Annotated in this window: 22 protein-coding genes and 1 pseudogene; 9 read left to right on the plus strand and 14 right to left on the minus strand. The window is 58.4% G+C overall.

All coding sequences use genetic code 11. The features are described 5' to 3' along the window. Positions 1 to 199 (minus strand): annotated as a pseudogene (locus HGP17_RS27900) (sugar ABC transporter substrate-binding protein); the annotation flags it as partial. 367 nt (positions 200 to 566) lie between these two features. Here HGP17_RS27900 and HGP17_RS27905 point away from each other — a divergent pair. Together HGP17_RS27905 and HGP17_RS27910 are read left to right on the plus strand one after the other, a co-directional pair. Beyond that, a complete protein-coding gene (locus tag HGP17_RS27905) occupies positions 567 to 1,574 on the plus strand; it encodes a LacI family transcriptional regulator (RefSeq protein WP_168814114.1) in 1,008 nt (335 codons plus the stop codon). A 201-nt stretch (positions 1,575 to 1,775) separates the two neighbouring features. Then, on the plus strand, positions 1,776 to 2,744 hold the full coding sequence (locus HGP17_RS27910) for a GntR family transcriptional regulator (RefSeq protein ID WP_168814446.1): 969 nt from the start codon (positions 1,776 to 1,778) through the stop codon (positions 2,742 to 2,744). Positions 2,745 to 2,765: 21 nt separating this feature from the next. On the opposite strand, the gene HGP17_RS27915 is transcribed toward HGP17_RS27910, so the two are convergent. Then, complete coding sequence (locus HGP17_RS27915) at positions 2,766 to 3,404, minus strand: TetR/AcrR family transcriptional regulator (RefSeq protein WP_168814117.1); 639 nt, start codon at positions 3,402 to 3,404, stop codon at positions 2,766 to 2,768. A gap of 76 nt (positions 3,405 to 3,480) precedes the next feature. Here HGP17_RS27915 and HGP17_RS27920 point away from each other — a divergent pair, with 76 nt between their 5' ends. Together HGP17_RS27920 and HGP17_RS27925 are read left to right on the plus strand one after the other, a co-directional pair. Continuing rightward, a complete protein-coding gene (locus HGP17_RS27920; RefSeq protein WP_168814119.1) occupies positions 3,481 to 4,215 on the plus strand; it encodes an SDR family oxidoreductase in 735 nt (244 codons plus the stop codon). A 241-nt stretch (positions 4,216 to 4,456) separates the two neighbouring features. After that, positions 4,457 to 6,172 (plus strand): PAS domain-containing methyl-accepting chemotaxis protein, encoded by a 1,716-nt coding sequence (locus tag HGP17_RS27925; RefSeq protein WP_168814121.1) that lies wholly within the window; start codon positions 4,457 to 4,459, stop codon positions 6,170 to 6,172. Between the two features lie 92 nt (positions 6,173 to 6,264). Here the strand turns inward: HGP17_RS27925 and HGP17_RS27930 are convergent, their stop codons facing one another. Further along, on the minus strand, positions 6,265 to 6,906 hold the full coding sequence (locus HGP17_RS27930; RefSeq protein ID WP_168814123.1) for a DUF1109 domain-containing protein: 642 nt from the start codon (positions 6,904 to 6,906) through the stop codon (positions 6,265 to 6,267). Further along, a complete protein-coding gene (locus HGP17_RS27935) occupies positions 6,893 to 7,450 on the minus strand; it encodes a sigma-70 family RNA polymerase sigma factor (protein WP_168814125.1) in 558 nt (185 codons plus the stop codon). The genes HGP17_RS27930 and HGP17_RS27935 overlap by 14 nt, the downstream gene beginning before the upstream one ends. 261 nt (positions 7,451 to 7,711) lie before the next feature. Here HGP17_RS27935 and HGP17_RS27940 point away from each other — a divergent pair, with 261 nt between their 5' ends. The 3 genes from HGP17_RS27940 to HGP17_RS27950 all read left to right on the plus strand — a co-directional run bounded on the left by HGP17_RS27940 (position 7,712) and on the right by HGP17_RS27950 (position 10,094). Further along, positions 7,712 to 8,323, plus strand: a complete 612-nt coding sequence (locus HGP17_RS27940; RefSeq protein WP_168814127.1) for a hypothetical protein — start codon at positions 7,712 to 7,714, stop codon at positions 8,321 to 8,323. Between the two features lie 137 nt (positions 8,324 to 8,460). After that, positions 8,461 to 9,321 carry a cytochrome b/b6 domain-containing protein gene (locus HGP17_RS27945; protein WP_168814130.1) on the plus strand — a complete coding sequence of 287 codons (861 nt, stop codon included), beginning with the start codon at positions 8,461 to 8,463 and terminating at the stop codon, positions 9,319 to 9,321. After that, entirely contained in the window at positions 9,318 to 10,094 is a 777-nt protein-coding gene (locus HGP17_RS27950) for a molybdopterin-dependent oxidoreductase (RefSeq protein ID WP_168814140.1), read from the plus strand. The genes HGP17_RS27945 and HGP17_RS27950 overlap by 4 nt, the downstream gene beginning before the upstream one ends. A gap of 154 nt (positions 10,095 to 10,248) precedes the next feature. Here the strand turns inward: HGP17_RS27950 and HGP17_RS27955 are convergent, their stop codons facing one another. The 4 genes from HGP17_RS27955 to HGP17_RS27970 form a co-directional block, all read right to left on the minus strand. Continuing rightward, entirely contained in the window at positions 10,249 to 10,701 is a 453-nt protein-coding gene (locus HGP17_RS27955) for an oxidoreductase (RefSeq protein ID WP_168814110.1), read from the minus strand. 61 nt (positions 10,702 to 10,762) lie between these two features. Beyond that, positions 10,763 to 11,011, minus strand: a complete 249-nt coding sequence (locus HGP17_RS33820; protein WP_246704258.1) for a hypothetical protein — start codon at positions 11,009 to 11,011, stop codon at positions 10,763 to 10,765. A gap of 201 nt (positions 11,012 to 11,212) precedes the next feature. Continuing rightward, positions 11,213 to 11,839 carry a DJ-1/PfpI family protein gene (locus HGP17_RS27965; RefSeq protein ID WP_168814141.1) on the minus strand — a complete coding sequence of 209 codons (627 nt, stop codon included), beginning with the start codon at positions 11,837 to 11,839 and terminating at the stop codon, positions 11,213 to 11,215. Then, on the minus strand, positions 11,836 to 12,609 hold the full coding sequence (locus HGP17_RS27970; protein WP_168814142.1) for a DUF2182 domain-containing protein: 774 nt from the start codon (positions 12,607 to 12,609) through the stop codon (positions 11,836 to 11,838). The genes HGP17_RS27965 and HGP17_RS27970 overlap by 4 nt, the downstream gene beginning before the upstream one ends. 491 nt (positions 12,610 to 13,100) lie before the next feature. Here HGP17_RS27970 and HGP17_RS27975 point away from each other — a divergent pair, with 491 nt between their 5' ends. Together HGP17_RS27975 and HGP17_RS27980 are read left to right on the plus strand one after the other, a co-directional pair. Continuing rightward, positions 13,101 to 15,458 carry an Orn/Lys/Arg decarboxylase N-terminal domain-containing protein gene (locus HGP17_RS27975; RefSeq protein ID WP_168814143.1) on the plus strand — a complete coding sequence of 786 codons (2,358 nt, stop codon included), beginning with the start codon at positions 13,101 to 13,103 and terminating at the stop codon, positions 15,456 to 15,458. A gap of 22 nt (positions 15,459 to 15,480) precedes the next feature. Then, positions 15,481 to 16,041 carry a GNAT family N-acetyltransferase gene (locus tag HGP17_RS27980; RefSeq protein ID WP_168814144.1) on the plus strand — a complete coding sequence of 187 codons (561 nt, stop codon included), beginning with the start codon at positions 15,481 to 15,483 and terminating at the stop codon, positions 16,039 to 16,041. Between the two features lie 59 nt (positions 16,042 to 16,100). Here the strand turns inward: HGP17_RS27980 and HGP17_RS27985 are convergent, their stop codons facing one another. From HGP17_RS27985 to HGP17_RS28010, 6 genes are all read right to left on the minus strand, one after another. Then, positions 16,101 to 16,889: a twin-arginine translocation signal domain-containing protein gene (locus HGP17_RS27985; RefSeq protein WP_168814145.1), complete on the minus strand. Its 789-nt coding sequence runs from the start codon at positions 16,887 to 16,889 to the stop codon at positions 16,101 to 16,103. Continuing rightward, positions 16,889 to 17,434, minus strand: a complete 546-nt coding sequence (locus HGP17_RS27990; protein WP_205926166.1) for a sigma-70 family RNA polymerase sigma factor — start codon at positions 17,432 to 17,434, stop codon at positions 16,889 to 16,891. Before HGP17_RS27990 ends, HGP17_RS27985 begins: the two co-directional genes overlap by 1 nt. A gap of 90 nt (positions 17,435 to 17,524) precedes the next feature. Then, positions 17,525 to 18,268, minus strand: coding sequence for a superoxide dismutase (locus HGP17_RS27995; protein ID WP_168814148.1), 744 nt, complete (start codon positions 18,266 to 18,268; stop codon positions 17,525 to 17,527). 147 nt (positions 18,269 to 18,415) lie between these two features. Continuing rightward, positions 18,416 to 19,009, minus strand: a complete 594-nt coding sequence (locus HGP17_RS28000; protein WP_246704259.1) for a DUF3455 domain-containing protein — start codon at positions 19,007 to 19,009, stop codon at positions 18,416 to 18,418. A 261-nt stretch (positions 19,010 to 19,270) separates the two neighbouring features. Beyond that, positions 19,271 to 19,711, minus strand: coding sequence for a hypothetical protein (locus HGP17_RS28005; protein ID WP_168814150.1), 441 nt, complete (start codon positions 19,709 to 19,711; stop codon positions 19,271 to 19,273). Between the two features lie 89 nt (positions 19,712 to 19,800). Further along, positions 19,801 to 20,097 (minus strand): hypothetical protein, encoded by a 297-nt coding sequence (locus HGP17_RS28010; RefSeq protein WP_168814152.1) that lies wholly within the window; start codon positions 20,095 to 20,097, stop codon positions 19,801 to 19,803. Between the last annotated feature and the right edge of the window lie 94 nt (positions 20,098 to 20,191).

A 20,191-nucleotide genomic window follows, 5' to 3' on the forward strand; every position in this document is an offset into this window, starting at 1 on the left:
CGGCAACCGGAACGTCCTTCCAGCTGTAGCCCTGCTTGGCCAGCGCGTCCTTGATCACCTTCAGAGCCGCTGCCTCACCGCCCGATGTCCACCAGTGCAGCATCTGCACTTCCTTAACATCCGCCGCGCGCGCCGCTCCAGCCGTCAATCCAGACAGCGCAAGAGCAAGCATCGCAACACCACTCAGCAATCTACGCATTATATACCCTCCCGGTTGCGCAACTCTTCCAAGCGAAGGCCTTCCTCCGCCTTTGAAACCTCCACCACCGAGCGGAGGCTATTTGCTATCGGCTCATTTGCCGCGAAGCATTTAAAACGTTATAAACAACTTCAAGTCAAGATGTCGATTGTGATTTGAATATTGGATATAACCAGCTGAATAGTCTTACTTTTCATCTGATTCATCGCGAGTTTTTCAGTCAATTTTTTGCGAAATCGCCTCCGCAAACGTTTTCAATAACGCATTTGCACTTGGCTGCGAAACATCGTACAAGGCGGTCACTCCGATGCAGGCCGAGCACCCCTTGAAAAATACGTCCGGAACATCCGCGCCCCTTGAGGCGCCCATGCGCAAAAGCGGAAAGCCGACGCTTCGCACGATTTCCGAAATCACCGGCTTTGCCGTCACGACTGTATCGCGTGCACTTGGAAATGCACCGCAAATTTCGCTTGAGACACGTGAGCGCGTTCATGCGGTCGCCGCACAGATCGGATACCTGCCCGACCGCGCTGCCCAGCGCCTGAAAACGGGCAAGACCAATGTCATCGGCATCCTGCTCGACCCTCACGAGGAGATTCTCGGTTACGGCATTTCGATCATGCACGGCCTGGCCAAAGCCCTCAAGGACACGGCCTACCATCTGATCGTAACACCGAACTTCATCAATGGCAGCAATGTCGAAGCGGTGCGCTATCTCGTGCGCAACGGCATGGTCGACGGCCTGCTGTTTTCCCGAACCGAACCGTTCGATCCTCGCGTCCGTCTCCTGCTTGAGAGCGGCTTTCCGTTTGTCACGCACGGGCGGACCGAATTCATGGTGGATCACCCGTTTGTCGACTACGATAATTTCAGCTTCGCCTATGAGGCGACGAAGCGGCTTGTCGAGCGCGGGCGGCGGAAGCCGATGATCATTCTTCCGCCCCGGAGGCTGACCTTCTCGCAGCACCTCCTTCATGGGTTCATGACGGCTGTCCGCGAGGCGGGTGTCGACTATGAGGTCCCAGAGGAAATCGACCTTGATTGTCCGGTGGAGCAGATTCGCGACTATATGAGCCGCCGCGCGGCCCAACCGGGTTCGCCAGATGGCTTTGCCTGCGGCGGCGAGGTCTCGGCGCTCGCAACGATCACCGGCATGGGAGACAACGGCCTTACGCTCGGCGTGGAATACGACGTGGTGGCGAAGCGCACCTCGAAACTGCTGAGCCAGATCCAGCCCAAGGTCGAGACCATCTATGAGGACCTGACGGATACGGGCGAAAGGATGGGGCATGTACTGCTCGCCTGTATCGCGGGTGATCAGGCCGCGGAGAAACAGGTGCTGCTGAAGCCCGAATTCAGCTTCGAGAAGCTTTAGAGCCGTAGCCGCTCAACCATCGGCGAGATCATTCGGCAAAGATCCTCGCCTCCAATTTCGGCAACCGGCTGGATGTTCCCGGGCGTCTGCATGCTGCAAGCCATGGCCGCTTCCAACACCCTGCGGGGGTCATAATTTTGGTGACTTCGAGTTCCCGGCTTGGCACATAGAAGCGGCAACCCGGAAATGGAACCCGATCGGATGGCGCATCGCACTCTCGCCTATGAAGCTATTGCTGCAACACTCCGCGAAGCCTTGGCATCAGGAAGCCTTCCGGCAGGGACCGTTCTTCTGGAGGGCCCAATTGCTGCCGTCTTCGATTCCAGTCGCTCGCCGGTCAAGCAGGCGCTTGCAACTCTGGAATCCGAAGGGGTGATTCGACGCTTCGATGGCCGCGGCATGCTTGCGGGACGACGGGGCGATCCAATTCGCATCAAGATAACGCCCGAAATGCTCGGCCTGCAGGAGAAGGCCGCTATTCAGAAGACCTTTGCCTGGCAAAATTTCTATTACGACTTCGAAAACACCGTCATCCTGCGCGCGGTCTTCGGCAGCGCCAGAATCAACGAACTGGCGCTTGCACGCCATTACGATGTCGGTCGCACCGTCGCGGGAGACATTATCAAGCATGCCGCGGAGAACGGCATCGTCATGCGCGACAGCAAATCCCGCTGGTGGATCAACTCCCTGGATGAGACCCGCTTTCGTGATCTCTACGAACTCCGCCTGCTGTTGGAGCCAGCAGCACTGAGGAGCGCCATCCGGCGTATCCCCACTGAGGCGATCGAAACCATGCTGAAACGGCTCATGGAGGTTTCGGAGAAGTTTCCGGATGTCGCCGGCGCCGAGCTCGATGCGCTGGAGGAGGATCTCCACATCAAGACGCTGCGCTACAGTGCAAATCCTGAAATTCTTGAAGCGCTGAAACGCACACGCTGCATACTCGTTGCCGGCAAGCACATTCAACGCGCCGTTCGCGGCACGATGCCGGTCGATGACTTCATGCAGGAGCATATCGACATCATGCAAGCCATCGCCGCACGAGATGATGATCTTGCCGAACGCTCGCTGAGATCGCATCTCGAGCTATCCAGCATCAAGGCCGGGCAGCGTCTTCAGGCCTATCTTCAGGCTTCCAGGGTTTCATCGATATCCTATGTGCTCGACTGAAAAGCCGGGCCAGGTCCTCCCCTAGTCTGCAACTTTCACCGCCGCCAGATAGGTGGAAAACATAAGAGCCAACTGCGTCTGCAGGCCGCCATCGACGAGCAGCTCCGACATATCCCGCTCGAAGACATTCCGCACCGTGCCGCAAAGCACATTCAGCATCGTGACATTCACGGCCGGAAGATTTCGGAACCTTGCGTCCGACGCGGTTGCGAACATGGCTTCGCTGGCCGCCTCTATCCGCCGCGCCATCGTCTCGACGATCTCGGCCACGTCGGCATGCGCGGCTGCCCGATAAAGAGCCATGGTGACATCGCGGCGCTCGATCTTCACCTCGATGTAGGTAGCAACCAAAGCTTCGGCCATGCGGGCATACGCCATGCCGCGATGAGCGAGGCAAGTCGCTTCGACCCGATCCGCGAGCATCGTCAGATAGCGCTCGTTCACAGCATGAAAGAGCGCCTCCTTGTTGGGGAAATACTGATAAAGCGACCCGACGGAAACGCCCGCCCTTTCCGACACGCGTGTCGTCGTCAGGTCGATCGGACCATCGGTCAGCAAAACCTGAATCGTCGCTTCGAAAATTGCCTCGACAGTCGTCGCCGACCGCGCCTGACGCGGTGTTTTGCGGGCACTTGAGACCGGTGTTTGCGCGAAAACCATATGCGAATTCAAAACCTGAAGAATCCTTCTTATTTTTCATTTGCACCCGATCACCAGTATTTTCAAGGAGTTTCAGATGACGAAGTCTTCGGATCGCATCGCGCTCGTCACCGGCGCCAACAAGGGAATTGGATATGAAATCGCCAAGCAGCTCGCGGAAGCGAATGTCGTGGTCCTTCTTGGCGCACGAGACCTAAGCCGAGGTCGAGAGGCGGCCGCACGGCTGGCATCACAGGGCATCGACGTATCGGTCATCAGGCTCGACATCTGCGATCCTGAAAGCATAGCCTCCGCTGCGGCCGGCATCGATGCAAAGCATGGCCGTCTCGACATTCTGGTGAACAACGCCGGCATCGCCGACTACGCGGACGGCGCGCCAAGTGTAGCGTCGCTTGATGCCGTACGCCGCGAACTCGAAACAAATTTTATCGGTCCGCTCGCCGTCACGCAGGCGATGCTACCCCTACTGCGAAAGTCCGATGCGGGACGCATCATCAATATGACCAGCAGTCTGGGTTCCCTTACTTTGAACGGGGATCCGAGTTGGCCATTCTATGACGTGCGTCTCATCGGCTATAACGCCTCGAAAGCGGCACTGAACTTGCTGACGATCCAGCTCAACGCAGAACTGCGCGACACAGGAATTACGGCAGTGTCGGCATGCCCGGGCCTCGTCAATACCGACCTCAGCGGACACCGTGGCGACCGCATGCCCTCGGAAGCGGCCGTCTTCCCGGTCGAACTGGCGCTGAGCAACGTCCATGACGGCAAGGGCGCCTATCAGGGCGCGGAGGGCCCTATTCCCTGGTAACCCGAATTTCGGGCGGGAAGGCCATTTTCGCGACGATCAGATCCAGCGTCGCGGCCTGTCGAAACCAGGCCGCCTTGGGCTTCAGACAAAAAACGACACGGCGCATAGCATTTTCCCTATGCTTAATCGCTATTTAACGGAGCTCCTCTAGCGTCGTGTCAGACACGATCACCGACTGCCGGCAGGCATAGGGGAAGGTGATCGCGCCCAAGACATGTGCCATCCCGGGGGTTCCAAAGAAATGTCTCGCTTTCCCACATTCGGCCTGGACTCAGCAGCCGTGCTTGACGCACTGAGCCGGTCTCAGGCCATCATCGAGTTCGATCTCGAAGGCAACATTCTGACGGCGAACGACAATTTCTGCAAAGCGCTCGGCTATCAGCGCTCCGAGATCATCGGACGCCATCATAGAATGTTCGTGCTGCCGGAAGAAGCGGGCTCTGCGGAATACAAGGCATTCTGGGCAAAGCTTGCTCGCGGCGAGTACGATCAGTGCCAGTATCGGCGTCGTGCCAAAAATGGCCAGGAAATCTGGATCGAGGCTTCGTACAATCCGGTCTTCCGCTTCGGCAAGCCATACAAGGTTGTGAAGATCGCCACAGATATCACGGCGATCCGCCGCAAGAGCGCCGAAGACGAGGGTAAGCTGGCCGCGCTGTCACGCGCGCAAGCGATGATCGAATTCACACCCGACGGAAAGATCCTCAGCGCCAATGAAAACTTCCTGGCCGCACTCGGCTATGGGCTGGACGAGATTGTCGGCAAGCATCATTCCATCTTTTGCGAACCCGATTACGCCCGCTCACAGGAATATCGGGCCTTCTGGGAGGAGCTTCGCGGCGGCCATTTCTCGACCGGTCAGTTCATGCGGCTGGGCAAGGGCGGCAAGCGCGTCTACATCCAGGCGTCCTACAACCCGATCCTCGACGAGAAGGGCCAGGTATTCAAGGTCGTCAAGTTCGCCATCGACGTGACCGACCGGATGCAGGCCGTTGAAGAACTCGGCTCGGCACTGGAGCGGCTTTCACAATGCAACATCCGCATCACGCTCGACACACCTTTCGTCGGCGAATTCGAACGCCTGCGCCGCGACTTCAACAAATCGATCGGCGAGTTTCAGAAGACTCTGGTGAACGTGCTCGGGCAGACGGGTGACGTCAGCAAAAGCAGCCAGGAAGTGCGCGAGGCTTCGGAACTTCTGGCCGAACGCTCCCGCGACCAGGCGATAGCGCTCGAGGAAACGACCGCGGCACTCGGCGAAATTACCTCGACCGTGCGCTCGTCGACCGAAAATACCAAAGAGACGCGTCAGCTTGTTCAAAGCGCCCGCGCTTCGACGGCGGCTTCGACCGAGGTTGTTCAAAAGACCGTCAGCGCCATGCAACGCATCGAGACAGCATCGCGCGAGATAAGCCAGATCATCGGCGTAATCGACGAAATCGCCTTCCAGACCAACTTGCTGGCGCTCAATGCGGGGGTCGAAGCAGCACGCGCCGGCGAGGCTGGCAAAGGCTTTGCGGTCGTTGCGCAGGAAGTGCGCGAACTCGCGCAACGCTCTGCCAACGCGGCCAAGGAGATCAAGTCGCTGATCAATAATTCCGGCGCCGAAGTTCTCGAAGGCGTGCGACTTGTGGGCGAGACCGGCAAGGCTCTGAATGAGATCGATGTGCTGGTGAAGCATATCGACGGCAATGTCGATAAGATCGCCAAGGCGGCCGATGAGCAGACGGCAGGTCTCGGAAATATCAGCAGGGCAGTCGACCGGCTCGAGCGGATGACGCAGGAAAATGCCGCAATGAGCGCCCGCACGACCGCAATCAGCGGCACGCTTGCCATGGGCGCCGAGGCACTGGCACAGCTCGTCAGCCTCTTCAAGCTCAATCGCCGCGTCGTTCAACGTGATGACGGATCGTCCATTAAGTCGGACTGGCACGGGACGCGCGACCGCGCCGCATAAATGATAAGGTAAGGGCTTCGCCAGACGCATCGCTCCGAAGTCTGGCGGAGCCAATAGCCAAGATGGCAAACCACAGCAACACTGACGCTGTACTACCAGCGCAGGCTGAACTTGCCGACCAGGCTTCCCAATAGGCCGCCGATGAGGATGCCGACGGTGTACCAGATGGCGATAAATGGAATGCCGTTTTCCACGCAGGCCCAGGAATAGACCCATCCACCGATCGCGCTTGCGCACGCGCCGGCAACGAAGCCGGCAAGCCTGGGCTCCATGGGCGCAGCTCGGCGAAGAAACCACATGTTGGCGCAGAATGCCGGGATGCCGAACGCAACGATGAGGAACGGGCAAAACGACGCGGAATATCCGATGATCAGTCCGTGATAGGACGAAGCGGGCGACAGGACGAGCTGGACAATGGCGAGCAGGATGACGATTGCGATCGCAATGACCGAAAGCCTGACCATGCCGCCAATCGATCCCTCCGGCCGAGCAACCCGATCAAGCGCAACCACCGTCGCGGCCATCAAGGCGGCCGTATAGAGGAACTTCACCCAAAATGCCGCCACCGTCACCTGGTGCAGATGCGGACGAAGGGCGATCGACACGAACAGAATGATCGCCGCGCCCAGCACGCCGATGCCGACAGTGAGTGCCAGCCGCTTTCGCAGCGCATGCGGGCTGACCGGGGTGAGCTCGCTCACCAGAGCCTCTATGAGTTCATCATTCTTCGTCATTGGCAAAACCCAGCCTGCGTCCAATTGCGCGCATTCCCCGGTGAATGCTGACGCGAACCATCGATTCTGATTGCCCCGTTGCGATTGCCGCTTCCGCGGTCGTCTTTCCGGCAATCTTCACCTGTTTCAAAAGCTCTCTCTGCTTGGCAGGCAGCTGATCGAGAAGCCGCTCGACATCGAGATGCGCAAAAAGCGCTTCCTCTCGAAATTCCGCCGCCACCTCTTCGCCCAGCGCCACCTCGACGCTGCTTTTGCTGCTGTTCGCCCTGAAATGATCGATCAGCTTGTACTTCGCGATCCTGAAGAACCAGGCAGTGAAGGGTCTTTCCCGGTCATAGGTAATGCGCCGGCTATGCACCGCCAAAAGCACCTCCTGGACCAGATCCTCGGCATCTCGTTCGGCACCGTTGCCGAGCCGCTTGCGGTAAAACGCCAGAAGCAGATCGCGCAGAATGGTGAGCAAGCGCCTGTATGCCGCCTCATCGCCATCAAGCGACAGAAGCATCAGACCTTTCAGGACCTCTTCCGATACAGATTTAGTCATTCACGAACCGTCATTCGTTATCTGGCGCGACTTGTTACATCGGCAGGCAAATTTTTATTCCCTTTCGTTCGATCACATCCGCGTGATCTCTGTAACGCATTCGCTCGACCGCCGAATGAGAGGGCGGAATTTGAAGAACAACTGCTGTCACCGATAAGGCGCCATTGCAAGTTGCTCGATCTTCCAAGCGATCACCCCGCGTCGTGTGCCTGATGGCAACCGGGGATCACCTATCAGGAGATGAGAGATATGGAGAGTAGAATGTCGCTATCAAAGCTGAAAATCATCGGGGCGGCCGTGGCACTCGGCGCATTGACGGTGGTTTCCGCACATGCCGCCGACAAGGCGCGCGTTCGCGGCGTCGTGGAAAGCCTCAATGGCGACACGCTGATGGTCAAATCCCGCGAGGGCAAGGACGTCACCATCATGCTGAAGTCGGGATGGGCGGTTAACGGGATCGTCAACGCGTCCGTCACGGACATCAAGCCAGGCGATTTCGTTGGGATCGCCTCCGTTCCGACCGATAGCGGCGTCAACGGCGCGCTTGAGGTGCTGATCTTTCCGGCCGCGATGAAGGGCACCGGAGAAGGTGATTACGGTTGGGATCTGAAGCCGAAGAGCTCGATGACCAACGCGACCGTCGCCAGTGCGGTGACGTCCGTCAACGGCCCGACTTTGTCGCTCACCTATAAGGGCGGCCAGAAGAAAATCTCGATCCCGCCGGGCACGCCCGTCGTCACATTCGGCAATGCGACCAAGGCGGACGTGAAGCCCGGCGCCGGAGTGATCATCAATGGCACGACGACAGGCGACAATATGGTCGAATCGGACCGTGTGATCGTCGGCATAAACGGCGTCGTTCCGCCGATGTAAGCTGCCACCGATAGACGATTGCCCGGATGCCGCTGGCATTCGGGCAATCCCGATAAATGGCCCGTTAGGGGGTAAACGCACCCTGCCCCGTCGTTTTCGCCAATCATTCCCAAGCCGTACGATCAGGAACGCACCCCATGGCAAGCATCGAGCAGATCGGCACAGCCTCCCCTCCATCCCCGGCAAAGATATTCATTCGCCGACACTCGGTTCTCACGCGGATCACGCATTGGATCAACGTCCTTTGCCTGACGCTGCTGCTGTTGAGCGGAATGCAGATTTTCAATGCCGATCCGCAACTGCATTGGGGAAATTACGGCGCGGTGGAGGACCCGTCCTGGTTCGAAATCGGCAGTAGTCAGGATGGTGATACTGTCACCGGCTCGGTCCGTCTCGGTCATCTGTCGATCACGACAACCGGTGTTCTCGGCGCATCGATGGTCGATGGCGAAATGACGCCGCGGGCTTTTCCCGCATGGGCGACGATCCCGAGCTTCCAGGATCTGGCGGCCGGCCGGCGCTGGCACTTCTTCTTTGCCTGGCTGTTCGTCATCAACGGCTTCGTCTACGTGGCGTATAGCCTGATTGGCGGCCATTTCCGTCGCGATCTGGCACCGTCCGTAAACGAGATCACGCCGGGCAATCTCTGGCACGAGATCAAGGATCATGCCCGGCTGCGCTTTCCGAAAGGCGACAAGGCCCGGCGGTATAATGCGCTACAGAAGCTGACCTACCTGATCGTCATCTTCATTCTGCTGCCGCTCATGATCGGCTCCGGCCTGACGATGTCGCCGGCGATCGACGCCGGCTATCCGTTCCTGCTCGATATCTTCGGCGGTCGGCAATCCGCCCGTGGCATTCACTTTATCACAGCCTGGAGTCTTGTCCTGTTCGTCGTCGTTCACGTGGCGATGGTGATCCTTTCCGGGCTCTGGAACAACATGCGTTCGATGGTGACCGGCCGCTATGCGATCACCCGCGAGGAGACCGACCAATGACCTCTCCCTTCACCCGCCGCCGCTTTCTTATCGGTTCGGCTGCCGCTCTCGGCGCCGTCGGCCTGACGGGCTGCGATGACGTCACTCAGAACCAGCACGTCCAGCAGGTGCTTGCCATGGCCGAGCGGTTGACGATGGGCACACAGCGGCTGATCGTCTCGCCGCAGGCCCTCGCCCGCGAGTATACAGAGGCCGATATCACACCGAGCTTTCATCCGAACGGATCGATCCAGCCGAACAGCGCTGACTATGTCGAGATGGTCGAGACCAAATTTGCCAACTGGCGCCTCAAGATCGACGGCATGGTCAATCGGCCAATGGAGTTCTCGCTCGCAGATCTGAAGAAACTGCCTTCGCGAACCCAGATAACACGTCATGACTGCGTTGAGGGCTGGAGCGCCATCGGCAAATGGCAGGGCGTCCCTCTAGGGCTGATCCTTCAGACCGTCGGCCTTAAGCCTGGCGCCCGCTACGCTGTTTTCTACTGCGCGGACGAATTGGAGCAGACCCTGGATGGCAGTGGCCGCTATTACGAAAGCATCGACCTCATCGACGCTTTCCATCCGCAATCGATCCTGGCTTATTCGATGAACGGAAAGGATCTGGAAGTCGAGCATGGTGCGCCGCTGCGCCTGCGTGTCGAGCGCCATCTCGGCTATAAACACGCAAAATATGTCATGCGCATCGAGATCCGCGACAGGTTCGACGATTTGTGGGGAGGCAATGGCGGCTTCTGGGAGGATCGCGGCTACGAGTGGTATGCCGGCATCTGACGCTCAGATCCGAGGCCGCGTTCGATGCGCACAAAAATGCCTGCTGCGAATATGCACTCGGCATGGATGGCTCCAATTGGATTGCCGAGTGCATGGCTTGCGAAGATTTCAGACTTCGAGAACGGGCAGTAGACATCATCTCCTGCTGAGAACGTTACGGGCAATTTGAAGTCGCGGCAGGGTTGGCCGCCTGATCCTGCTTCATGTTTGTCGTATTCTTGGTTGTCGACATACCGTTGCAATCGCTTGCCTTGCCGCCATCTGTGCTGGTGCCGGTGCCACTGCCGTTGCTATTGCTGCCGCCGTTATTGCTGGTGCCGGAGCCGTTGTTTCCGCTCGAGCCATTATTGGAACCAGAACCGGACGAGCTGCCTGATGTGCTGCCCGAATTCGAGCCCGAGCCGTTACCACTACCGCTGCCGCTCGATTGCTGGGCGAGCGCCGAGGTTGCCAGGCCGATGGAAAGAGCGGACACCGCGAGGATTTTCAAGAACATGATATTTTCCTTGGATTGTCGTTGTTGACCAAGATCGAACAACCATCCGGCAGGCTTGTTCCCAAAAAAGATCCTGACTGGCCAGGCAATAGCAACGCGGTTGCCGCGCATAATGCGACCGGTGTGCGCTGGAATTTACCTGTCCTGCTTTGAATCTGACCGCAACTCGCGCCTAGATCTTGCGTACGGAAACATAGACGTTCCAGCGAGGCATGACGTCGTTCGGCCGCGCTTTTCCGCAGACAACCGTGACACTCCGCATGGATCTACCCAAATTCTTCGGCGTCCATTCGGCCTTGAGGGGCACATCGCATCGAGGAACGAGGATCTTCGGGTTGGGGTCCAGAACCTGCCATTGTAGGCCGCCCTTCGCATTTTCCCGCGCAACGAAAAGTCGAGCCGCCTCGCGAATCTCAAACAATCCATGCGTCGTCGACGTTGAACGGTCGGTTTCGATGCTCCAAGACGCGAGGCTTGGTGACGCGGCAAAGACGGCGACGCAGATTGATAGCCATGCCGACCAGCATGCGTAACGAATGATCAAGAGCCGGCCCCCATCTATATTGCCCATTCATCCGCGATGCGTCTCCGCATCATTCGGGCATCGTCAGCAGGGCTCAACCTACCATGAAAACATGCAATGCGCCGGCTCATGTAGATCGCTCGGGTATGGCGGCTTTGGAAAATACTGGATGGTTCGCTGCACGTGCCGCACGGTGTGATCGTTCGTCAAGAGGCGGACGAGTTCAAGCGACTCGTCGAGACAAGAGGAAATTCCGCCGCCGGTCAGCCGGTTTCTATCGATATGAAAACGGGGAAAGCCCTTGACGACCTTCACCGTCTTGAAGGTCTTGAGGCAGGGGATGAATTGCCAGTGCGTGGTTGCCTCATAACCATCCAGAAGTCCGGCTGCAGCCAGAAGAAGCGCGCCTTCGCAGACCGAGCAGACCCACGTGGCTCGGCTGGCCGCCTCCTTGAGATAATCCATATAACGCGGATCCGCACTGCCGTTCATCATCGGCGCAAGCGCTGTCGGATCGCCGCCGGGGACCCAAATCACATCGGTTTTGACCGCCTCCTCAAAAGAATGTGTCGGCAGGAACCGGAAGCCGTCGCGCGTGACAATCGGACGATCCGTCGCTGCCGCAACGAGCCTCACCTCAAGGCCATCCACCCATTTGAGGACTTCGTGAGGTCCCGTGACATCAAGTAGATCAACCTTGTCATAGACGGGAATGCTGATGATCATTGCGAGCCTCTGCCGGGGAATGGGGCCAATCGGAAGATATGAAATGCTACAAAGCCAGGCGCTGCAAGCCATTGCGGCCTGCGCGGAGCGCGGCTCCTTTCAAACATTGAAAATAGCAGGACTGCCGCCATCACGGCCCAGTGGGCCGGGCCGCTCACAAGAAGGCTGCAAAGCATGAAAGCCCAGCACGTACCGACGCACGAGCGCGCCTGCGACAGACCGAACCCTACGATGTCGCTCACGGCTTCAGATCCGAACGCGGAAAGGGCGGGACGCCGATGGCAAGCGTTCAGAAAGGCTTGCTTGGCCGGCGTCATCTGCCAGACCACGGCAACCCCGAGACCCAAGGCAGCCGGAACCACATCGCTGTCCGCAAATGAGGCGCGAATAATCACGGCGATCGGCACCAGAAGCACGCCCAGCGCCATCCAGATCAGGACGTAGACAAGCAAGAATAATGAGCCGGCATGCCATCTATAATGCCGCAGGCTTTGTCGCCAAACGTGAAGCCATGGCGCCGCGACCAGCGGCGCCATCATCGCCAGCATCATGGCGGACCAGGAGAATATCGCAGCTACCAGATCACCACTCGCAAAAGCGGCACTGGTCTTCGCCAGGACTGCCTGAGCCATCGATCCGCTGACACAAAGATCGGGCAATGTCGGGATCGCACTCGACCCGATCATCAGCACCCAGCCGGCCAGGGTGGCCAGCAGAAAAGGCCGAGGCACCTGCAAGAATGGAAGCCATGCGACGCTCGCGGCTCGCATCTCACGATTCCTGGCGATGGACGCTGAGAGGACAGGAAATCATGCCGGCGGTTGTGACGCGAGGTTCGACCACAGGCCTGAGCGCTCTTTCACCGGAGAAACCAACGACATCATTGTCATCGAAGGATGCGTCGACATCCCTGCCCTTTGCACAGGCAGAATTGTGGAGCTTGCTGACACCAAGGAGCACCGTGGTTTCCTCCCCCGAAGCCTGCCATCCAGAGCAGGCCTATCGGCAGGATAAACATACTTTAAGTTGGATATCTTTCAATAGAAATTACTGCCCTTGGTAGCGAAATGACAGGCTCGCATGCCCAGCTGCCCGCTCGTGTACGCGACCAAGGGTTGATTTTCTCGATGTCCTGAGAAACATAATCGCAAGGCCGACCACATCCAATCCCGGCACGTATGTCGGACAACATCATCCTTTTGTCACATCCATGTCATGAAATACGCCGACACCTCCAGCCAAATCAGGAGCGGGTACTCAGATGGATTATTTCAGACGTTTCAACTTTCTCTTCGCAACGCCGGCATTTGACAGCGAGGATCTGGAGGGTGCCCGCTACAATCAGATCGTTGAGGAAATAGAGCGGTCGGGTTTCGAGGTGGTGCGTGCGCGCAATCTCGAGGATGCTGAAATTTCCGTGCAGACGGATGCCGCGATCGGCTGCATGCTGGTCGATTGGGGCAAGAAGGGCCTGGAGGGCAAGACGGCGTCCCTCATCAATCTGATGCGCCGGCGCGGCCTTGAGTTTCCGATCATCCTGCTCATCCGCCGCAAACGCTTCGAGGACGTGCCGGTCGAGGTGCTCGACTTCATCGACGGCTATGTCTTTTTGTCGGAAGAAACGCCTGCCTTCATCGCCAAGAGCCTCATCAGCCGGCTCAAGCAATATGCCGAAACGCTGAAGACGCCGTTCTTCGGCGCGCTGGTCGATTACGCCGAGGAAGGTAACCATCTCTGGACCTGCCCGGGGCACAATGGCGGCATCTTCTATAGCCGCAGCCCGATCGGCCGCGTGTTCATGGAGCACCTCGGCGAGGCGGTGTTCCGCGACGACCTCGACAATTCTGTGCTCGATCTCGGCGACCTTCTGACCCATGAAGGCCCTGCCCTTGCCGCTCAGAAAGAAGCGGCAAAGATCTTCGGCGCCGAGAAGACCTATTTCGTGCTGAACGGTACATCGACGTCAAACAAGGTCGCCCTGTCAGCCCTCGTCACCGACGGCGATCTCGTTCTCTTCGACCGCAACAATCATAAGGCCGCCCACCACGGCGCCCTGATGATCTCGGGCGGCATTCCGGTCTATCTGCCGACCATCCGCAATCTCTACGGCCTGATCGGCCCGATGGACTTCGCGACCATGGACGAGGATGCGCTGCGCGAACGCATCCGCACCCATCCGCTGGTCAAGGATCCCGAAGCCTACAAGAAGCCGCGCCCGTTCCGCGTCGCAGTCGTGGAACAGTGCACCTATGACGGCACGATCCACAATGCCGAGATGATCCTCAAGCGCATCGGCCATTTGTGCGATTACATCCTCTTTGACGAGGCATGGGCGGGCTTCATGAAGTTCCACCCGCTTTATGCAGGGCGCTTCGCCATGGGTCTTTCGGAACTTGGTCCGGATGCGCCCGGCATCATCGCCACGCAATCCACACACAAGCAGCTCGCAAGCTTTTCGCAGGCCTCGCAGATCCACATGAAGGACCGGCACATCACCGGCCAAAAGCGCCGCGTCGAGCACCGTCGCTTCAACGAGAGCTTCATGCAGCACGCCTCGACCTCGCCCTTCTATCCGCTGTTCGCCTCGCTCGACGTCGGCGCGCAGATGATGAAGGGCCGCTCGGGCGAAGTGCTCTGGGACGATACGATCCGCCTCGGCATCGAGCTGCGCAAGAAGATCCGCGCCGTGCGCAGAGAGTTCGAGGAGAAGGAACATCGCGCCGAGCGCCGCTGGTTCTTCGAGCCGTTCGTGCCGGATCGCGTGGCGATCCCCGACGTATCGAGCCCCGGCGCCGTGCACAACGTGCCCTGGGAGAGCATCGCAACCGATCAGCTCGCCACCAACCCCGCCTTTTGGCATCTGACGCCGGATGCGACATGGCATGGCTTCTCCGGCATGGAGCCGGGCTTTGCCATGACTGATCCCAACAAGCTGACCCTGCTCACCCCCGGTTTCGATCGGGCGAACGGCAAGTACACCGAGCATGGCATCCCGGCGCCCGTGGTGGCGCAATATCTGCGGGAAAACCGAATCGTCGCAGAGAAGAACGACCTCAACTCGTTGCTGTTCCTGCTCACGCCCGGCGTCGAGGCCAGCAAGGCCGGCACCCTGATCAGCGGCCTCGTCGCCTTCAAGAAGCTGCATGACGACAACGCGCTGATCGAAGAGGCGATCCCGGAATTCTACCGCCGTCGCCCGGGGCGCTATGCCGGCGTGCGGTTACGCGATCTGTGCACGGACATGCACAACTTCTTCCGGCAGGCCGATGTCAGCGCGCTGCAGACCAAGCAGTTTTCCGCCGAGCACCTGCCGCCGATCGCCATGTCGCCCCATGATGCCGCCCGCTGCCTGGTGCGCAACGATGTCGACTATCTGCCGATCGACGCGATTGCAGGTCGGATCGCAACGACGCCTTTCGTCGTCTACCCGCCGGGGATCGCGACCATCGTGCCGGGCGAGCGCCTGACCGAACAGGCAAAACCGATGATCGACTATCTCAAGATGTTTGAAACCTGCTTCAACACTTTCCCCGGTTTCGAGGTGGAAATCCAAGGGGTCTATCGCGAAATCGATGCATCCGGCCGCATCCGGCTCTATACTTACGTCGTTGCGGAATAGGCAGGGAAATTCAGGTTCGATTATGATGCAGGAGAAGAGAATCGTCATTCGCCCATCCCGGGAGACGGACGTCGATGCCATGCTTGCCATTTACCGTCGCCATATCCGCCGGGGCATCGAGGTGGGGGTGGATGACAACGACACGCCGCAACCGGATGATCTGCGCGAACGGCGCAAGAACCTTAAGGATCGCCGCTTTCCCCATGTGGTTGCGGTCGACGGCGAGAAGGTCGTCGGTTACGCCTATGTGGTGCTGTTTCGCAAGCGGCCGGCCTATCGCTATACCGTCAAGCACTCCATCTATGTGCATCACGATCATATCGGCCAGGGCATCGGCAGCCTCCTGATGCGCGGCCTGATCGATGCCTGCGCGGCCGCCGGCTTCCGGCAGATGATCGGTTACATCGATGGCGACAATACCGCCTCTCTTGCCCTGCACGAACGCTTCGGCTTCGTGCGCGTCGGCCTCTTGCCGGGCGTTGCCTATCGTTACGGCCGCTGGGCCGACAGCGTCATGGTCCAGCGCTCGCTCGCCTCGGGTGCGACCACCCCGCCGCCGCCGCCTTCGCTTTCAACCCGCTGATACAAATCGGGTCACAGGCGACGGCTTGCCCACAGAGGCAGCGACGACCCTGACGCTTGCTAACCCTCCAGCACCGGCCGGAGCTGGGCAGCGATGGCCTGGAGCTGCGTCGGCGGGTTTCGGCCGATGACCATGAAGGAGTGATCGGCGCTCGACCAGAAGACGATGTTCATTCCGAGGCGTTGCTCGGTCTGAAAATCAGACTTGCCTGTGCTGCTGTGCGTGAGGCAGAGCGCCAAAGGCCCATATTTCGGGTCCAGGTAGGCAATCTGCGCCAACGGCTTCTCGTTGAATGTCAGCAATTGCGCGCGCTTGAACGGAATGCCCGAGATCATCAGACCTTGTGTCGTCAGCGGCAATTGCAACACGTTTGCCACTCTGGCGATCTGGTCCGCCTTCATTGCGGGATCGTCGCTCAGATTGCTCAACGTATCGGCAGAATAGAGTTGCATGTAGTCCGCAACGACACCCCTCCAATCCTGGGAGGAGGTTGCATCGCCTGACGAAAGAAGACGAACGAGGCCGCCGCCTGCAACCGCTCCTGCGGCAAGGCAGGCCGCCGCAAGAAAGCCGCGCCGCGTCGGCACGGTACGGCGTTGCTCCCGCAGCTCCAAAACGGGAAGATTCGATTTCATCCGCTCAACGGGCGCATCGTCAAGCAGAGCTGCGAAGGCCGCATTCATCGAAACGGAATTGGAAGCCAGGAACTCAAAGCGTTCGCCGAACGCCCCATCCCGCTTCAAGCGATCTTCCACATCAAGCCTTGCCGTAGCATCGAGCTCGTCGTCGAGATAGGCGACAATCAGCTCGTCTTCGGATAGCGCGTTCGGATCAAGATATGTTGACATCAGTCTCTCCTTTCGCGGAGCGGCTGCTCTTTTGCGGCGGCAAGATTATCGGCAAGTTTCGCGCGCGCGTTCGCCAGTCGGCTCATGACAGTCCCGATCGGAATATCGAGAACCTCGGCAATTTCCTTGTAGGACAGGCCTTCGACATAAGCGAGGAAGACGGCGTTGCGCTGGGCTTCGGGCAGTGCATCGACGAGCTTCAGAACCTGGTTGGCCATCAGGCGGGTCTCATTTTCCTGCTCGCCATCGACCACGAGCGCGGTGTCTGCCTCGACGATCCCTCCCCCTAGGCGAATGCGCCGGGACCGCACTTCGTCGATCCAGATCGAATGCAGGATCGAAAACAGCCAGCGATCAAGCCTCGTGCCGGGCGCATATTGCGTCGCCCTCTCGATGGCTCTCAGGCAGGTGGCCTGTACCAGATCCTCCGCCACGTCCCGCTGTCGGGACAGGACATATCCGTAACGCCACAACCGTTTCAGATGGTCGACAAGGCCACTCTGCACCTCTTGCTGAGCTGCGTGGAGTTTGCGATCGGCTATCAAGACCCGCGATCCTCGTAGTGTTAAACTCTTCCGACGGCCATCGACAGCGGCCGACCGCGTGAGATCGGCCACTGTCCTTGCAGGCTTCGATCAGATCGTCAACTTACCCTGGCGTGCGGCGGCATAACGTTCGCCGATTTCGGCCCAGTTGATTACCGTCCACCAAGCCTGGAGGTAATCAGCGCGCCGGTTCTGGTAGCGTAGGTAGTAGGCGTGTTCCCACACGTCATTGCCGAAAAGGACGCGCTTACCTTCCATCAGCGGCGTATCCTGATTGGGCCTTGCTTCCATGGCGAGCCTGCCATCCTGCGTGACCGTGACGAACACCCACCCCGATCCGAAGACCTTGCCACCGGCCGTATTGAAGGCGGTCTTCAACTGATCGAGACCACCAAAGTCGCGCTGAATAGCAGCCGCGACCTCGCCCGTGGGCGCGCCACCTGCGACGCCCATGATTTTCCAGAACATGCTATGATTGACGTGACCGCCGAGATTGTTGCGCACGGTCGTGCGGACGCTGTCCGGCACCTGATCGAGGTTGGCCAGAAGGTCTTCCATCGAATGGTCGGCAATCTGCGGTGCCTGCTTTGCGGCAGCGTTCAAGTTTGCCACATAGGCGGCATGATGCTTGTCGTGGTGCAGATGCATCGTATCGGTATCGATCGCCGACTGAAGCGCGTCATAGCCATAGGGGAGCGCCGGTAGCTTGAACGGCTCTTCTCCGCCATCCGCGGCCTCGCCGGACTGCTGCGCGCCTGCGATACGCGTGGTCGCAATCGCTGCCATCGCGCCGGCGGTCGCGGTAATCATATGTCTGCGCGTGAGATTGAACATCGTCGTTTCCTCTTCGTGTGAGCTGATTTTGGCTAAAAGAATCTCCTTCCGCAGATGTACTGCGGTCGGACTTTCCGGAATGCTGTAGGAAGGAAATGGGCAGGCTCGCTCGGCGGTTCGGGCCGCCTCGCTAGTGGCGCCTGCGCATCAATGCCTCAGAAACACATAATCCGCGCTATAGGGCTCCAAATGGAGATCGCCGATCGTATCGCAGCTGCCGCTGAAAACGCCGCCCTTGGTATCCAGTCGCTGCACGGTGTCGACTTTGGATAGATCGCCGCTCCCGTCATGCTTGATGACATCGAGCCGCAACACGGGAATATCCTTGTCGGAAGCGCCCGGGGCCTGCGCGGCTACTTTGCCCATGATGCGTGAGCCATCGGCAAACTCCCAGCCGGGACCGGCAAAATGGCGACCAACGGTCTTCCCATCCGACATCAAGGTTGCCAAGGGCTCGCGGAACTGCCAGCTGGATTTGCCGGCAGCGTCTGCCTTGCATTCATAGATCTGCAGGCCCGCTGCATGAACCCGCCAGAGGACTTTCGCCCCGTCGACTTTGATGTTGTCGGGAAGGGGCGCCGCTGCGGCATTGAACGCCATGACCAGGGTGAGAAGCGCGATCGCGCCCATGATGATATAGAGCGCCAATGGCATAAGCCGATTTTTCATCGCGGCACGACGAACGATCGTCGTGCGAGCACTGGATATGGTTGAGCCATCCTGTCGGTGATAGTGCGTCATCGTCACATCTTCCTTTCGAGGAGCCAGCATTTTCGCTGCTTTCAGGCTGTGAACGGCGCAGTCGCGTTTTTATTCACGCACGTCAGAAAGTTTTTTCCGACGTCTGATCTCGAAACTTGGGGAAGGCAAAGTCGGTCGCCCAAAATACGGGCGACCATGGATACATGAGCTCCAAAACCGCGCACTTCTCCTGCAGGCACGATTGTTCGTGCTTGCAGGAAGAGAGGCCGGAGATGGTCGAGGCGTCACATCCGCCTGATCTTAGTGATTTATGCCAATGATCTTGATGCGCGTTTTCTTGTCCTTGCCGACCAGTCCGGAAAACCAGACGTTGCCCTTGCCGATCATGACGCCCTGCCAATTCGCAAAGAGCGCGGGATAGGTCTGCTGCACCACGGCATCCTTCACATCGACGGTGACGATCTTGTCGTAACTTACAATGAAGCCGGCAGCACTCTTGACCGTGGTAGGCTTACCGTTGATCTTCGTCTTGAACGGATAGTCAACCATGGCCGCAACCGCATGCTTGTCGTTCGCGCCGATAGCTTTCCTGAGGTCATCAAAGAACTGATGGTAAGAGGCATGCTCTCCAAAGAGTTTGTCGAGGCTTGCATCCGTGTCACTGACATTTTGAGCCAAGGCAGGCTGAACCATGCCAAAGGCGAGCAGAGCAGCGGCCACGGCAAGATATGTTTTACGCATCTTTTGTCCTCATTGATTTTCTCGAATTCTATTAAACGGTATCCTGAGCGAAGATAGCCGGCCTTGTTGGTATAATTGAGATCATGGATTTATTGGTTGAGCATCTTTTCTGCTATATTGATGCAAGCTCTTAGAGCGGTGATCAGGTCATGTGCATTGAAGACAGCTGCACAATAGCGTGGATCATCAACAACCGTATAACCGTCATATAGTTCCTTGATCATAAGGTACGATTTATCAATTGCCCGCAATATATGTTCGTCATTGCATTCATCGATGCGATTCCGGATATCTCTTAAATCCAATAGAAGAATCTCGAAAACATTATGAACTTCTTGCCCATCGAATATGATAAAATGCCTCGCTGTCCTATCAATGATTTTCATCCAGCTATCCCAAGACAAGATCACTTCGAAGAAATATTGCGGCGAAGCGATCACATTAACATATCATGTGCTGCCGATCTCTTCAGATCAGCCG

This window comes from Rhizobium sp. P38BS-XIX (assembly GCF_012641435.1).
Taxonomy (GTDB): domain Bacteria; phylum Pseudomonadota; class Alphaproteobacteria; order Rhizobiales; family Rhizobiaceae; genus Rhizobium.